The following is a 16,207-nucleotide window of genomic DNA, read 5'->3' as shown; positions in this document are numbered from 1 at the left end:
TATGGAAAAGTTATTGTTAGGAATTGACATTGGAACTTCATCATGCAAAGTTGCTATTTTTAAGTCGGACGGTGAGGTGGTGAGCCAAAGTTCATCACATTATCCAATATATTATCCTAAGCCAGGATGGGTAGAGCAAAATCCAGAGGAATGGTGGATGGAAGTATGTAAATCGATTCAAAAGTGTTTAGAAAGTAAATTATTAATTGATAATGAGATTGTAGGTATTGGAATTGCGGGTCAAGGTTGGTCAGCAATTCCGGTAGATAAAGAAGGTAATTGTTTGCATAATACGCCAATTTGGTTAGACACACGAGCAACTGATATCATTTCAAATATTGCTAGTTCAATTACTGATGAAGATATTTACAACGTGTCTGGAAATTCTTTCTCCCCTACATATACAACACCTAAAATTTTGTGGTTTAAGAAACACATGCCAGAGTTATTCAATCGAACTTATAAATTTTTACAAAGTAATAGTTTTATAGGAATGAAATTGACAGGGAAAATGTCGTCGGATCGTAGTCAAAACTATGGTTTGCATCTTTATAACCCAATAACTTATCAATACGATTTGGAAATGGCCAGTCGTTTTGGAATACCAATCGACAAATTACCAGAAATTTATCAATGTCACGAAGTCATTGGTACTATAACTGAGGAAGCTGCTGCAATGACAGGATTGAAAGTAGGGATTCCAGTAATTGCCGGCGGTTTGGATGCTGCGTGTGGAGCTTTGGGAGCTGGGGTTATTCAAAATTATGAAACTCAACTTCAAGGGGGACAAGCTGGCGGTGTCAGTATATGTCTTAATGAGCCAAAAACACATCCAAAACTTATTTTTTCACCACATGTTATTCCGAATCGTTGGTTATTACAAGGTGGAACTGTAGGAGGTGGAGGTGCTCTTCGCTGGTTTAAAGATGAGTTTGGAGAGCATCTCAGTTTTGATGAGTTAACGAAAAGAGCGGAACAAATCCCAGAAGGATCTGATGGGGTTGTATTCTTGCCATATTTAGCAGGAGAGAGAAGTCCACTTTGGAATCCGAAAGTAAAAGCTCTGTTTTATGGTCTGAGTTTTAAGGAAACTAAGTCTCACGCGATTCGTGCAGTGTTAGAAGGCGTTGTGTTCTCTGTCTATCATAATTTACTGATAGCAAAAGAGGCTGGAGTGGACATCGAAAAACTAGACATTTCTGCAATGGGCGGAGCGGCAAATAGCATGCTATGGATTCAAATCTATTCAGATGTAACAGGTTGTCGGATTAAAGTACCAAGTTCCGATACAGCAACTACGCTTGGAGCAGCTTTATTGGCCGGAGTCGCAGTGGGTGTTTACAACAACTTTGATGATGCGGTTGAACAGACAGTCAAAATCAATCGACAACATTTTCCAGATTTAAATCGACGAGAAAAATATGAAGAATCTTTAGCTTTGTATTTAAAATTATCTACATGGCTAAACAAGGAAATGTTTATCTAAAGGTATCGAATGAATTAATTTAAAATTCTAGTTTCATCGCGGCAAATAGTTCAGACAGAAGGAGAGTGTCTAAATGAAAGCGGGAGTATTACATGGAAGAGGAAATATTGTTTACGAAGAAGTAGAAATGCCATCACCAGGGCTAGAGGATGTCCTGGTGAAGGTCAAATTTACCGGTATTTGCGGCTCAGATATTCCAAGGGTAAATGCAAATGCCGCTCATAATTATCCGATTATTTTAGGACATGAATTTTCAGGTGAAGTAGTTGAAATTGGACCAAATGTGAAGAAGTTAAAAATAGGTGATCGAATTGCTGGAGCACCATTGTTGCCTTGTATGAATTGCGAACAATGCGAAAAAGGTGATTATGCACTTTGTGAAAAATATAGTTTTGTAGGTTCAAGAAGAAATGGTAGCTTCGCTGAGTATGTTGTCATTCCTGAAAAAAATGCTATTTATTTAGATCCATCGATTTCCTATGTTAAAGGGGCTTTTTTTGAACCAATAACCGTAGCTCTTCATGGAATTAAGCGTCTAAATTTCCGACCGGGATCTTCAGTAGCGGTATTAGGTATAGGTAATATTGGTTTTTTTACTTTGCAATGGTTGAAAATATTAGGAGCAGGACAAATTACTGTTTTTGATATTAGCGATGAACGACTCAAACTAGCGAAACGATTTGGTGCAGATGAGTGTATCAATACAAGTGATGAAAACTACTTAAGTAAATTGAACAACAGTGGTAATGTAAAACAATTTGATTTTGTATATGAAACTGCAGGTAATACTGAAACGATTAAATCTACATTTGAATTAGTGAGAAAAAAGGGTTCAATTTGTTTAATAGGCACACCTAAGCAAGAAATAACCTTTAGTATTGATGAATGGGAAAATATTAACAGAAAAGAATTAACACTCACTGGATCTTGGATGTCATACAGTGATAATTTCCCTGGTGAAGAATGGGTTGCAACTGCAAAACATATACAAGCCGGTGACATTCAGATTGATGATTCGTTACTGTACAAAATAATTCCGCTAAGTGAAATTGATGAAGCATTCAAACTGTTTAAAGTTCCAAGTACTGTAAAAGGTAAAATTTTAATTGATAGCGAGAAGTAAGGGTGATTTCATATGATAATAACCGTCACGTTAAATATTGCACTCGATAAGTTTTATAAAGTTCCGTCATTCTCTATTGGTGATGTATACAGAGTAGAAAAAATGATTCAAACTGCGGGAGGAAAAGGTTTAAACGTAGCACGCATTATAGATACTCTTGGCCATCCTGTCAAAGCAATTGGTATTACAGGAGGATATACAGGCAAGTTGATTTGTGAATTGCTCGCACAAGAAGGTATTGACTTTGAATTTACGGAAGCATCAATTGAATCTCGTAATTGCATAAATATAATGAGTGAAAATGGAGTGTCGACTGAACTACTGGAGTCGGGTGATGAAGTGAGAGAAGAGACAGTATCTTCTTTTCTAAGCCATTTTGCGAGACATATTGCCTCGGCGGAAGTTGTGACTTTATCGGGAAGTGTACTAAGAGGTATGCCACAAAATATTTATGCGCAATTAGTTGCTATTGCTAGAAAACAACAAAAAAAGATTATACTAGACACAAATGGCGAATATTTAGTGCATGGAATTACAGAAATACCAACAGTGATTAAACCAAATCGTCAAGAAATAGAACAAATCATGGGCATTGAAAAGGCATCCACTGACCAAGTAATTGACTATTGTATGTCGTATATCAATAAGGGAATAGAAATTGTAATGGTGTCATTAGGTCATGAAGGAGCATTACTAATTACAAAAAACGGTGTATGGAAGGGTACTCCACCTGAATTGCAAATTGTTAATACAGTAGGATCTGGCGACTCAATGGTAGGGGCTATCGCAATTGGGCTAGTACAAAAAGAGTCTCCCGAACAATTATTGCGTAATGCAATTGCGGTGTCAGCTGCGAATACATTAACGGAATCGACAGGGAAAGTACAAATAAGCGATATTACAAAAATTTACAAACAAATTCAAGTGAGTAAAATTCGTTGAGAAAAGGATGATTGAATTGTATGGATATGCTCAAAAAGTTATTTTCATTAGAGAATAGAACGATTTTGATAACAGGTGGTTCTAGGGGAATTGGACGTGTAGTAGCAGAACATGTTGCTGCAGTTGGTGCAAATGTTGTTATTTTTGACATACAAGGCGATAAAGCTGCTGAAGCAGCGAATGAAATTGCAGAAAAGTATGGTTGCCAAACTTATTCTTGTGAAGTAGACGTAACTGATTATGAGGGTGTAAAGTCTTGTTTGCAACAAGCTGTTGAACAGATGGGAAGAATTGATTTACTCTTTAATAATGCAGGTATCGTCATACAGAAGCCTGTTATTGAAACAACTCCAGAAGAATGGAATAAAGTAATTGATGTTAACTTAAATGGTGTCTATTATGTTGCACAATTGTTCGGTAAATATTTGATAGAGAATGGAATTAAAGGGGCAATTGTCAATACAGCATCAATGTCCGGACAAATCGTTAATTATCCACAGCTTCAAGCATCATATAATACTTCAAAAGCGGGCGTTGTGCATTTAACTAAATCACTTGCATATGAATGGGCTTCACATGATATAAGAGTCAATTGTATAAGTCCAGGTTATATTTTTACAGAGCTAACTTCATTCGTAAGAGAGGATTGGAGAGAACAATGGGCTGAATCGACACCAATGAAACGTTTAGGGAAACCTGAAGAACTCGCTGGGGCTGTCATCTATTTACTATCAGATTCAGCTTCATTTGTAACAGGTAGCCAACTTACGATTGATGGTGGCTTCACGATTATCTAATGTGAAATATGGAAAAGTAATAATATTAAAAGAAACTACTGAATTATTAAAAAAGTTGTTGAAACCGCTATCATTAAACTGTATAGTAGTAATACATTGTATTGTCGTAACATTACAATGATTTAAAAATTATAGGGGGTTTGTTCATGAAGAAGAACATGTTTATTATTGCAGCGCTTCTATCCGTAATGTTAGTTTTTGCAGCTTGTGGAAATTCGTCAGATTCAAAAGCTGAAAATGGTGATACAGATTCATTTAAAGTTGGTTTTGCTATAAAGACACAGGATTCTCCATATTTCGTTTCTCTTGTTGATGCAATGAAAGAATATGCAAAAGAAGAAGGTTGGAAACTTACAGTATTAGATGCAAATGGAGATACAGCTAAGGAAACTGAGAATATAGAAACATTTATTGCTCAAGGTATGGATTTAATCTATGTAGATGCAATTGAACCAGACTCTGTCGTTTCTAGTATTAATAAAGCTGCTGAAGCTGGTATTGGCGTTATTAACTTGGATAGTGGTGTTAGCGATGAAGCAGAGAGCATCACTACAATCTATTCGGATAATTTACAAAACGGACGTTTAGTAGGCCTCGCATACGCGGAAAAGATGAGCGATGAAGAAGTCGTTTCTATTATTCTAAGTGGTGCAAAAGGTAATGTAGCTGGTGAAGAGCGTCGTACGGGATTATTTGCTGGAATTTTAGAAGGAAAACTCGGCGTATCTGAGGATGAAGCATGGAAACTAGCTGCAGATTTGGAGAAACAATTAACAAATGAAGGTAAGGCTTCTAATAAAGAAGCGAAATTTTCTATTGTTGGTCAAGGTTGGGGAGCTTGGACAGAACAAGAAGGTCTGAAAGCAGCAGAAGACTTAATTACTGCTAATCCAAATTTAACAACTGTTCTTGGAGAGAATGATCAAATGCTTTTTGGTGCAATGACTGCTCTTAAAAATGCGGGTAACGATAATGTAGATATTGTAGCTGCAGCTGACGGCGCAAAAGAAGCATATGATTTAATAAAAGAAGGATTATATTTCGCGACTGGTGAAAATAGTCCTTATAAAGTAGCACAATTGGGGATTCAAATAGGAAAAGAAATTCTAGTTGATGGAAAAGAATCAAAAGACTATGACAAAATCACTCTGACAAAACCCGCAGCGGTTACAAAAGATAATGTTGATGAATATTACGAATTTGGATTTTGATTTTAGTTAAACTTGATAAAATAAAAAAATCCTCTCGCGTTTTGGGAGGATTTATTTATAGGTAGAACCTACCATAGGAAGGAGAAGTGTTATTATGACTTCCAATTATATCGTGGAAATGAACCATATTGCAAAACACTTTAATGGAGTTAAAGCGTTAGAAGACGTTCAGTTAAATGTAAATCGTGGAGAAATTCATGCACTGATTGGTGAGAATGGTGCAGGTAAATCAACTTTAATGAAAATATTGGCGGGCGCTTATGCAAAAGACGAAGGTACAATTATTATTGATGGCCAAGAAGCAAAAGTTTCAACTCCTCGTGCAATGATTGATATGGGGGTATCCGTAATCTATCAGGAATTTATGTTAGCTCCAGATTTAACTGTTGCTGAAAATATATTCATTGACAAATTAAGTAACTCGGGATTATTCATTAATTGGAGAGACTTAAAAAGAAAAGCGCAAGAACAATTGTCGAAAATTGGTTTTGGACATATTGATCCAAATAAAAAAGTTGGTGAGTTAAGTGTTGCTTACCAGCAAATTGTAGAAATTTGTAAATGCCTTGCGAAAAATTCAAAAGTTCTCGTTTTTGATGAACCTACCGCTGTACTAACCCATACAGAAACTGAAAACTTATTGAATTTAATAAGGAAATTAAAAAAGGATGGCGTAACGATAGTATATATTTCACATCGTCTAGAAGAGCTATTTGCCATCAGCGACAAAATTACGGTGTTGAAAGATGGTAAATATGTAAATACAGTTGAAACTTCTAAAATTACAAAAGAGCAGTTGGTCACATTGATGGTAGGCAGAGAGATTGAGCAACTGTTTCCTGAAAGACATGCAAAGATTGAAGAAGAAATTCTTCGTGTTGAAAACTTAAGTACTGCGGATTTAGTAGAAAACGCTTCTTTCTCCTTAAGAAAAGGTGAGGTATTGGGATTTAGCGGATTGGTCGGTTCCGGGCGGACAGAAACAATGCGTGCGATTTTCGGTGCTGACCGAAAAACCAATGGGAAAATCATCTATTTTGGAAAAGAAGTGAATATCAAAAATCCAAAAACCGCTATTAAATTAGGAATTGGATTATTACCTGAAGATAGAAAATCGCAAGGACTTCTCCTTAAGCAATCAATTCGAATAAATACTACTTTAGTTACACATCAACGAGATGGCTTTATAAATCATCAAAAAGAAAAAAATCATGTTAAAGATTTATTAGCTCAAATTGCAACGAAATATGGTTCAACGGAAGATAACGCAGACAGCTTAAGTGGTGGCAACCAGCAAAAAATTGCGTTGTCTAAATGGTTAGCGATTGAGAAAAAGTTAATCATTTTCGATGAACCGACTCGTGGAGTTGATGTTGGAGCTAAAACTGAAATTTATAGAATTATAAACAGGCTTGCAGAAGAAGGTGTGGCTATCATCATTGTATCTTCAGAGATGGCGGAGATAATTGGAACTTGTGACCGTGCAATAGTTATGCGAGAAGGTAAAATTGTGGGTGAGTTGTCGAAAGAAAATCTCACAGAAAATAACTTGATTAAATTAGCGATGGGGGTTTAGTATCATGTCAATATTCAAAAAAAAAATTGACTTGAAAGAATTTATCATCAATAACAATACATTTATTATCTTATTGTTATTGATTGTTGCAAGTTCTTTTTTATCAGATACATTTTTTACAACAATGAACTTACGAAATATTGCTCTACAACAAGCGGGTCCGATTTTAGTGGCCATTGGATTATTGTATGTTATTTTGGCCGGGGGTATTGACTTATCTGTTGGTTCTATTATGGCTATTGGTTCAACAGTATCAGCAATATTAATAACAGACTTCAGTATGCATTATACTGCTTCAATTGGTATTGCAGTTCTTATTGGATTATTATTTGGATTATTTTCTGGTGTGCTCGTAGCGTATACCGGAATTCAGGGATTCGTTGCCACATTAGCTACCATGACAATTGCTAGAGGTGTTGCATTCGTCCTATCAGAAGGTCGGCCAATTAAAATTGAATCAGGTACGATTAATACGCTGGTAAGTAAAGATCTGATGTATCCCATTTTAATAATTACATTATTCATAATTGTTGTATTCACAATTATACATCGATATACAGGCTATGGACGTAAAGTAATTGCAATTGGTAGTAATGAAACTGCACTGCAATTAGCAGGTGTACGAACAAAGCAATACGTCATGTCTACATACGCAATTTCAGGTGCATTAGCAGCATTGGCAGGTGTTTTTCTTGCCGCAAGATCATCGACAGGAAGTGCGACAGTTGGTATGGGACAAGAACTGGATGCTATTGCGGCAGTTGTAATAGGTGGAGCCAGTTTAGCGGGAGGAAAAGGATTCGTATTAAATACAGTGGCGGGTGCTCTAATTCTCGGTTTAATCGGCAATATTATGAATCTGATGGCTGTTCCTTCTTATCCACAAGATATTATAAAAGGGGCAATAATTATTGCAGCTGTACTATTACAAATTGTAACAAGTAAAAAGGATCGTACAATCTAAAAAAAGGAAACGGAATTGGGGAGAAAAATGAAAACTGTAGTTGTTTCAAACAAAGGAGAATTGCAAGTTTGGGATATAGACAAACCCCGAATTACAAGTAAGCAAGCTTTGGTCAAAACGGTTAGCTGTGGGATTTGTGGTACGGATGCTACGATAATCAACCAATCATTTAAAGGATTTGAGAAAACGTCATATCCTCTGATGCTTGGCCACGAAGGTGTTGGCGAAGTAGTGGAAATTGGATCTGAAGTTAAAGGTTTTAGTGTAGGAGATTTGATTGTCCTATCATTTGTACCCAATCATATGCACGATAACAGTCTTTTGGGCTCTGCTTGGGGAGCTTTTAGTGAATATGGTATTGTTGATGATTTTGAAGCATACGAACCAAATGAAGTTCCTGATGTTGCCTATGCGCAAAAAAAACTTCCGGATTTTATTGATAAATATGAAGCGCCTGTCCTTGTAACGCTGAGAGAAGTTTTTAGTTCTATCAAATATTTCAATATTCAGCCCGGGGATTCTATTGTTGTTTACGGAAGTGGTCCTGTTGCTATGACTTTTATCAAATTGCTATCGCTTTTAAATGTTCAAGACATTGTCGCAGTAGTCCGAAACGAAAATAAAAAGCAATTACTTGAAAGTTTTGGATTGAAAGCAGTTATTAACAGTTCAGTACACAATGTAAAAGAACAAATTTCGGTTTTATATCCTAAAGGTATGAATTTTGTTCTAGATGCAGTTGGTTCAGAAAATATTATAAACGAAGCGATTTCACTTTTGAAAGATCGTGGAGAAGTTCTTTGTTATGGCGTACCTAAAGTGAATAACATGAATTTAAATTGGGCGAATTCACCATATAATTGGAAGCTGAATTTTCAACAAATGCCCTATAAAGAAGAAGAAGGCGCATGCCACGATCAAATCGTTCAATGGATTTGTGATGGTAAGTTAATATTGAGCGATTTCATTTCCGAAGTTATTGAATTTGAACATATAATAGAAACACTTCAAGACTTTGTAGATGGAAAGAAAACCAAAAAAGTGATTATAAAATATAAATGATAGGGTGATTTCATGAAGATGAAACAAGCAATTATGACCGAGCCAGGCAACATTGTATTTCAAAGTGTCGATATCCCTGAAGTTGGAAATCATGAAATCAAAATAAAAATTAAGAAAATTGGCGTTTGTGGATCCGATATTCATGTTAACCACGGTAAGCATCCATATACATCTTATCCAGTTGTTCAAGGCCATGAAATTTCAGCAGAAGTGAAAGAAGTAGGTAAAAATGTGGATAGAATCAAAATAGGAGATAAAGTAACAATCCAGCCACAAGTAGTGTGTGGCGAGTGTTTCATGTGTCAAAATGGAATGTATCATGTCTGTGAAGAGTTGAAAGTGATGGGTTTTCAAACAACAGGGATGGCTAGCGAATACTTTGTAGTTGATGAAGAAAAAGCAATCATTCTTCCCGATTCCATTTCATGGGATGAAGGAGCTATGATTGAACCGCTTGCTGTAGCAATTCATGCAGTTCGACGTGTATCAACAATTGAAGATAAAAATGTTCTAGTAATTGGTGGCGGACCTATCGGAAATTTAGTTGCACAAACTGCAAAAGCTCTAGGTGCAAAACAAGTGGTTGTGTCGGAATTAAGTGAAACAAGGATTGAAATTGCTGAACAATGTGGATTGAAGACAATCAATAGCAATAGCGAAGAACTATCAGATGGAATAGTTCGTTGTTTTGGTCATACTAAAGCGGATGTCATATTTGAATGTGTTGGTTCTAGTTATACTGTTGCTCAAACGATTGAAGTAGCGCGAAAAGGTAGTACAGTAGTTATCGTAGGTGTTGTATCTGATTTAACAAAAGTTAATATGGGATTTGTTCAAGACCATGAATTAACGGTTTTAGGAAGTGCTATGTATCAAACCGCCGATTTTAATCAAGCGGTAGAATTGATTAAAGATAAAAAAATAAACTTGAATTCACTAATAACAAACCACTTGGATTTTGAGAACTATTCTGAAGCATATTCAATTATTGATAAGAATAAAGATCAGGTAATGAAAGTAATAATAAATGTGGAAATAAGTAATGAATAAGAAATCATTATTTACATATCTAAGGTTATAAAAAGTAGATGAATCATAGATTTAATAATAGCTACTTCGATTTTAGTGCTGCATCTAAATTGATTAAAGGGTAAAACTTTGATTGTTATAAGTAAACATTACAAATTTAATATGATATGTAGTGACATAGTGATGTATCAACCCCTAAAATACTTGAATGAGGTGAAAATGTGAAAAAGAAGATTCTGATTACGCCAAAGTCGTTTCAAAAATATAAAGAAAAGCCTATTGAAATGCTTGAACAACAAGGATTTGAAGTTATAGAAAACACAACTGGGCGTACGCTTACTGAAGAAGAGATAATCGAAATTGCAAAAGAAGGCGTTGTCGGAATCATTGTGGGTGTAGATCCGTTATCTGCACATGTCCTGGAATCATGTAGTCAATTACAAGTAATTTCAAAATACGGTGTTGGAATGGATAATATTGATTTGGAGAAAGCTCAAGAGTTAGGCATTAGAGTACAAAACGCTGGTGGTACAAATAACATTTCGGTAGCAGAGTTGGCTGTTGGGCTCATGTTTGAAACTGCTCGTAACCTTTCCCAATCTATTCAAACTGTAAAAACGTTTGGATGGAATCGTGTGATTGGAAGTGAACTAACAGGAAAGAATGTTGCAGTAATTGGAGGGGGACAAATCGGAAAAGAGGTTGCTAAACGATGTAGTGGTCTACAAATGGATGTCACTATTTATGATCCATTTTTTAATGATCAAGCATTTCTTGATGATTTTAATGTACAACGATCCGAAAACTTCAATGAATTAATAAGTTCTGCAGATTTCATTACACTTCATTTACCAGTAACGAAAGAAACAAAGCATATGATAAATGCTGATGTATTTAATCATATGAAACCTAGTTCCGCATTGATTAATACTGCGCGTGGCGAATTAGTAGATGAAAATGCACTATATAATGCATTATCCAATAGACAAATAGGAGTAGCAGCTCAAGATGTCTATTCTCAAGAGCCACCAATAGTAGGTGATTCATTAATTTCCTTACCTAATTTTATTTTGACACCTCATATCGGAGCATTCACAAAAGAGTCCGTAGAGCGTATGGCAATTGTTTCAACTCAAAATTTGTTAAACATGATAATGAGTGAAAAGTAATGATGAAAACAGATTATCATAATATGATGCATATATATTCTACAAATGCATTCAGTAAACGAAAAGGAAAGGGATGGTAGATTTGAATTTGCCTGAAAAAGCAACAGTACCTACGATGTATTTTATTGGGGTAACGACAACTAAGTCATCTATTATGAAACTATTCCCAGAATGGGCAAAAATATTGGAACTTGAAGATGCTGTCTTAAAAGGAATTGATATGAATATTCATGCCGATGCTAAAGAGTATAGGGAAGTTGTAGAATTTATAAAAAATGATGAATTATCTTTGGGGGCCTTAGTTACTACACATAAAATTGACCTCTATGAGGCTACAGAGGATTTATTCGATTACTTGGATCCTTTTGCCAAAACGTTTGGTGAATTATCTTCTATATCTAAAAGAGATGGCAAACTTTGTGGTCATGCTAAAGACCCGATTTCAAGTGGTCTGGCTTTGGAAAGCTTCGTACCAGATAGTTATTGGGATAATCATAAGGGAGAGTTATTCATAATAGGGGCGGGTGGAAGTGCCATTGCTATCTCTTCCTATTTACTAAAATCGGATAGGGAGGGGAATGTACCTTCATTAATATTAATTTCAGATCGCAATCAAAAAAGACTGGATGAAATTAAAACTATTATTCATAAGGTGAACCCTAAAGTGAATGTGGAATATTATTTAACACCAGAAGCTTCTCAAAATGAAAAATTACTTAAAAAATTGAAACCACATTCTCTTATTATCAATGCGACAGGGCTTGGAAAAGACAGACCTGGATCCCCGCTTCCAGATGAAGCGATATTCCCAAAAGAGAGCTTGATTTGGGAATTGAATTATCGCGGAGAATTAGATTTCATGCATCAAGCGACTGCACAAGCAGAATGCCGTAATCTACTTGTAGAAGACGGTTGGATTTACTTTATACATGGCTGGACACAAGTTATAGCAGAAGTGTTTAACATTGATATTGTAGGAGATAAGTTTGACCAGATTGAACAATATTCTAATCAAATGAGATGAATTACAACTAGGAGGAAACAAATTGACAAAAACAGCAAAAGCATTCACGGTTAACTTTGATTTAGTAACAGGGCTTTCAAAATCAGAAACATCTACAAAACGTTATTTATCAGATATGAAAAAAATGTTTTACAATGTAGAGGCTTTGGAAAAATCGATCCAAGAAGAAAATAACCATGTAATCTATGAGTATTATAGTTTGGATCTACCTAAAACTGAAGGTGATATCCATTTTGGAACTAGCATCGTCTACCCAGGGACAGTGGGAGACGAATACTACATGACAAAAGGACATTTTCATGAAATCCTTGAAACAGGTGAAGTTTATTTTTGTCTTAGTGGGACTGGATATATGCTTATGGAAAATCCAGAAGGAGATTGGCAAATTGAGAAATTTGTTCCTGGACAAGCTGTATACGTTCCAGCACGTTATGCGCACAGAAGTATTAATATCGGAAGTGAACCCCTAATTACTTTCTTCTCATTCCGAGCAGACGCAGGACATGATTACGGAACAATCGAGATGAAAGGTTTCCGTAAATTAGTCGTTGAGCGAAATGGAAACGCTGAAGTTATTGATAATCCTAAATGGAAACAATAAGGAGGCTCTACTATGTATCGTAAAAGAGACATACTTACAAAGATTGAAGAGAGTGGACTCGTAGCAGTTGTGCGTTCGGATAATGCTGAAAAAGCAAAGCGAATCACAGAAGCATGTTTTAAAGGTGGTGTAGCTGCGATAGAGATTACTTACACTGTTCCTGGTGCAACCGAAGTCATTAAAGAAATTAGAGCTGAGTTTGGGAAGGATATCATTGTCGGAGCAGGCACAATCCTTGATCCAGAAACTGCCCGCATTGCGATTCTTGCGGGAGCACAGTATATCGTGAGCCCTTATTTAGATGAAGACACAGCCAGGTTATGCAATCGGTACCAAATTCCATACATGCCAGGCGTCATGACTATTAAAGACGTAGTGAAAGGACTTGAAACAGGCGCAGAGTTATTAAAAGTTTTCCCTGGAGAACTCTTAGGACCAAAAGTCATTTCTGCAATAAAAGGCCCCATACCTCAAGCTAATTTGATGCCTACAGGCGGAGTTAATGTAGATAATGTTGGTGAGTGGATTCGTGCGGGAGCAGCTGCTGTCGGAGCAGGGGGTAGTCTGATTGGAAAACCAGATGTTCAAGGTTACGAGCAGATTACTGACACCGCTAAAAGTTTTATTGAACAAATTAATATAGCAAGAAATAATTGATTAGTTGGTATTAAAAATTCATCTTTTTTGGTAAGAGAAAAAAGACCCTAAGTCAATTCATAAACGAAGGGATGAGTATTTATGGATAGTATCATTTTTGATTTGGATGGGACATTATGGGATTCCCGTAAAACTGTTGCCAAGTCATGGTCTGAGGTCGTGAAAAGTTCTCCAGATGGTATAGGAGAAATCACCGAAGAAGATTTAAAAGCAACAATGGGACTACAAATCAAAGACATTGCTAAAATTGTCTTTGGTTATTTGGATGAAACCAAACAAATGGAATTAATTCTTGATTGTTGTCATAATGAACGATTGTATTTATTGGACGAGGGTGGACAATTATTTCCTGGTCTAGAGGAAGTCCTACAGAAGCTTTCGGAACGATATAAATTATTTATTGTTAGTAATTGTCAAGAAGGCTATATCGAAGCATTTTATGAGTATCATGGACTTAAGCAATATTTCCAAGACTTTGAAAATCCCGGTAGAACAGGTCTCAGTAAAGGTGAAAATATTCAACTTGTCATCGAACGCAATCAGCTTAAATCTCCTGTGTATGTAGGAGACACACAAAGCGACAAAGATGCCACAGAATATGCCAAAGTACCATTTGTTTATGCTGCATACGGATTTGGACAAGTAGAAGTTTTCAATTACAAGATCGATAATTTCGAAGAGTTAATAAACCTTTTTATGTAGGTTATGAGTTCGTATGAGCACGTTCAAATATGAATTGAATCCTTTCTTTTGTAAGTTGGTTCTAGGAACAAATTATTGAAATCTCAAAGTGGAAAGTCGAAGCATTTGTTATTGCTGAGTATCAAGAGTTTATAATTTCAGGTACCTGTGAATGACACTATTCTGTTTACTCGCTACAATTACATATTAATAAAGCGTGAACTAGGTATTTACTGCGATATCTAATTCTGTTTGAATTTTTTATGCAATTTCATGAATTGTTTGTTGTTGTTTCTTACACAGGTACCTGACACTAAGTCGATTGGTAAATCGTTGTACGATGGGCTGATGGATCTGTATGATGAGGTGGGTCATTACTGGGAATCGTTAGAGACGCTGACGTTTTCGGGGGAAAATGGACAAGAGAATATTGTGGGAATTATGAAATATTTTCGTAATGATCCGCCATTATCCATTGCCGGTGTTGTTGTCAGTGCTATCGAGGATTACCAAGCGGGGACAAGACGCTTCAAGGATGGAACGGTTGAGAAATTGTCATTGCCAGAAGCGAATGTAGTTAAATTTTTATTTGAAGATGGTTCTTGGGTTTGTGTTAGGCCGTCTGGGACTGAGCCGAAGTGTAAGTTTTACTTTTGGGGTAAGGAAGGACTCGGCGGAAGAGGCAGAGTTGTCGTTGAGTGCGTTGTCACAAGGTGTTATGAATCGGTTTTAATTTTTGGTAGCTGTTATACAACGTTAGTGGACATAGCCCAATAATGTAATGGAAATGGGCGTTCATTTAGGCATCATCCAAGCAACATGTAGCAAACCATAAAATCAGCCGCCTATTCGATTTGAAAAATCGTCATAGGCGGCTATTTTTCATGCGCAAAGGTACGCTAATTTTTATAATTCGGGCTTACTATTTATTAATATAAGAGTGGCTTGTTAAATTGACGAATTATTTGAATATTTAAATGAACAGAATTTTTACTATTTACAAGGATAACAGCTTATGCTAATATTGGTTTATGAAGAAGAACTACGGTTTTATATAATAAACCAAGGAGGTGGAAGTTAATATGATGAAAAAAAAGTATTGGGTTCCAGCTATTGAAAGGGCGGATAAAATAATTAACATTATCGCACAAAATCCTAATGAATATAGACTTATCGATCTTTCAAATGAATTGGATATAAATAAAAGCTCACTTTTTTCTTCGCTAAATACATTGGAAACATTAGGGTGGGTCAAAAAGGGAAATGATGATACATATACACTTGGAATGAGAATGGGCATATTAAGTGCATTATATTTTAGCCAATTTGACCTAATCAGTACTTTTTCTATAAAGTCTGTTGACGCTGTAAATAAACTAGGTGAGACGGTTCAACTTTCTATTTTAGAAGGGACAGATATTATATATTTATCGAAAAAAGAAGGGTCATCCCCTGTTAGACTTGCTACTGATCCAGGAATGAGATTATCAGCTCATTCAACAGCAATGGGAAAGGTTCATTTGTCTAAATATGATTTTAAGCAGCTTGAGGAATTATATTCTGGCGTGATATTGGAACCTAGGACGTCTAAGACAGTAACAACATTAGAAGAGCTAGGAAAGCAAATTGAGAAAGTAAATGAAAGCGGATTCATATGGGAGTATGAAGAAGCAGTAGAAGGATTTGTTTGTGTAGCTGCCCCTATCAAAAATCATGAAGATGAGATTATAGCTGCCGTAAGTGTAACAATGTTGGCAAGTAGGTACGAAGAGAAAAGAGAGCAAGCGGAACTAGAAATTATTGACTTAGCAAAGCAGGTTTCTCTAAAAGCAGGGTACACTCTCTCTGTTTAAAAAATTTAGATATGAATTTTTGGATAATTTGG

16 protein-coding genes are annotated in these 16,207 nt (G+C 36.0%); all 16 read left to right on the top strand.

The features are described from left to right. Position 1: 1 nt before the first annotated feature. The 16 genes from AZE41_RS19115 (at position 2) to AZE41_RS19040 (ending at position 16,175) form a co-directional block, all read left to right on the top strand. Entirely contained in the window at positions 2–1,486 is a 1,485-nt protein-coding gene (locus tag AZE41_RS19115) for a xylulokinase (protein ID WP_067212937.1), read from the top strand. A 73-nt stretch (positions 1,487–1,559) separates the two neighbouring features. Continuing rightward, positions 1,560–2,609: a galactitol-1-phosphate 5-dehydrogenase gene (locus AZE41_RS19110; protein ID WP_067212933.1), complete on the top strand. Its 1,050-nt coding sequence runs from the start codon at positions 1,560–1,562 to the stop codon at positions 2,607–2,609. Positions 2,610–2,621: 12 nt separating this feature from the next. Next, entirely contained in the window at positions 2,622–3,551 is a 930-nt protein-coding gene (pfkB, locus tag AZE41_RS19105; RefSeq protein WP_067212930.1) for a 1-phosphofructokinase, read from the top strand. A 20-nt stretch (positions 3,552–3,571) separates the two neighbouring features. Continuing rightward, positions 3,572–4,348 (top strand): glucose 1-dehydrogenase, encoded by a 777-nt coding sequence (locus tag AZE41_RS19100; RefSeq protein ID WP_067212927.1) that lies wholly within the window; start codon positions 3,572–3,574, stop codon positions 4,346–4,348. Positions 4,349–4,494: 146 nt separating this feature from the next. Further along, positions 4,495–5,559 carry a substrate-binding domain-containing protein gene (locus AZE41_RS19095; protein WP_067212924.1) on the top strand — a complete coding sequence of 355 codons (1,065 nt, stop codon included), beginning with the start codon at positions 4,495–4,497 and terminating at the stop codon, positions 5,557–5,559. Positions 5,560–5,653: 94 nt separating this feature from the next. After that, entirely contained in the window at positions 5,654–7,135 is a 1,482-nt protein-coding gene (locus tag AZE41_RS19090; protein WP_067212921.1) for a sugar ABC transporter ATP-binding protein, read from the top strand. Between the two features lie 4 nt (positions 7,136–7,139). Beyond that, entirely contained in the window at positions 7,140–8,099 is a 960-nt protein-coding gene (locus tag AZE41_RS19085; protein WP_067212918.1) for an ABC transporter permease, read from the top strand. Between the two features lie 27 nt (positions 8,100–8,126). After that, positions 8,127–9,161, top strand: a complete 1,035-nt coding sequence (locus tag AZE41_RS19080) for a zinc-dependent alcohol dehydrogenase (RefSeq protein WP_067212915.1) — start codon at positions 8,127–8,129, stop codon at positions 9,159–9,161. 12 nt (positions 9,162–9,173) lie between these two features. After that, entirely contained in the window at positions 9,174–10,211 is a 1,038-nt protein-coding gene (locus AZE41_RS19075; protein WP_231885727.1) for a zinc-dependent alcohol dehydrogenase, read from the top strand. Positions 10,212–10,411: 200 nt separating this feature from the next. Beyond that, positions 10,412–11,359, top strand: coding sequence for a phosphoglycerate dehydrogenase (locus AZE41_RS19070; protein ID WP_067212908.1), 948 nt, complete (start codon positions 10,412–10,414; stop codon positions 11,357–11,359). A 73-nt stretch (positions 11,360–11,432) separates the two neighbouring features. Next, the gene (locus AZE41_RS19065; protein ID WP_231885726.1) at positions 11,433–12,383 is read left to right on the top strand and encodes a shikimate dehydrogenase family protein; all 951 of its coding nucleotides are present in this window, start codon (positions 11,433–11,435) and stop codon (positions 12,381–12,383) included. Between the two features lie 22 nt (positions 12,384–12,405). Further along, positions 12,406–12,984, top strand: a complete 579-nt coding sequence (locus AZE41_RS19060) for a glucose-6-phosphate isomerase family protein (RefSeq protein WP_067212906.1) — start codon at positions 12,406–12,408, stop codon at positions 12,982–12,984. Between the two features lie 12 nt (positions 12,985–12,996). Beyond that, a complete protein-coding gene (locus AZE41_RS19055; RefSeq protein WP_067212903.1) occupies positions 12,997–13,641 on the top strand; it encodes a bifunctional 2-keto-4-hydroxyglutarate aldolase/2-keto-3-deoxy-6-phosphogluconate aldolase in 645 nt (214 codons plus the stop codon). An 81-nt stretch (positions 13,642–13,722) separates the two neighbouring features. After that, positions 13,723–14,343 carry an HAD family hydrolase gene (locus AZE41_RS19050; protein WP_067212900.1) on the top strand — a complete coding sequence of 207 codons (621 nt, stop codon included), beginning with the start codon at positions 13,723–13,725 and terminating at the stop codon, positions 14,341–14,343. Positions 14,344–14,610: 267 nt separating this feature from the next. Next, positions 14,611–15,099 carry a hypothetical protein gene (locus tag AZE41_RS19045; protein ID WP_197485342.1) on the top strand — a complete coding sequence of 163 codons (489 nt, stop codon included), beginning with the start codon at positions 14,611–14,613 and terminating at the stop codon, positions 15,097–15,099. A 305-nt stretch (positions 15,100–15,404) separates the two neighbouring features. Beyond that, positions 15,405–16,175 carry an IclR family transcriptional regulator gene (locus tag AZE41_RS19040; protein WP_231885725.1) on the top strand — a complete coding sequence of 257 codons (771 nt, stop codon included), beginning with the start codon at positions 15,405–15,407 and terminating at the stop codon, positions 16,173–16,175. Positions 16,176–16,207 lie beyond the last annotated feature (32 nt).

Source organism: Sporosarcina psychrophila, assembly GCF_001590685.1.
GTDB lineage: Bacteria > Bacillota > Bacilli > Bacillales_A > Planococcaceae > Sporosarcina > Sporosarcina psychrophila.
This window is presented reverse-complemented; position numbering and strand designations above follow the sequence as displayed.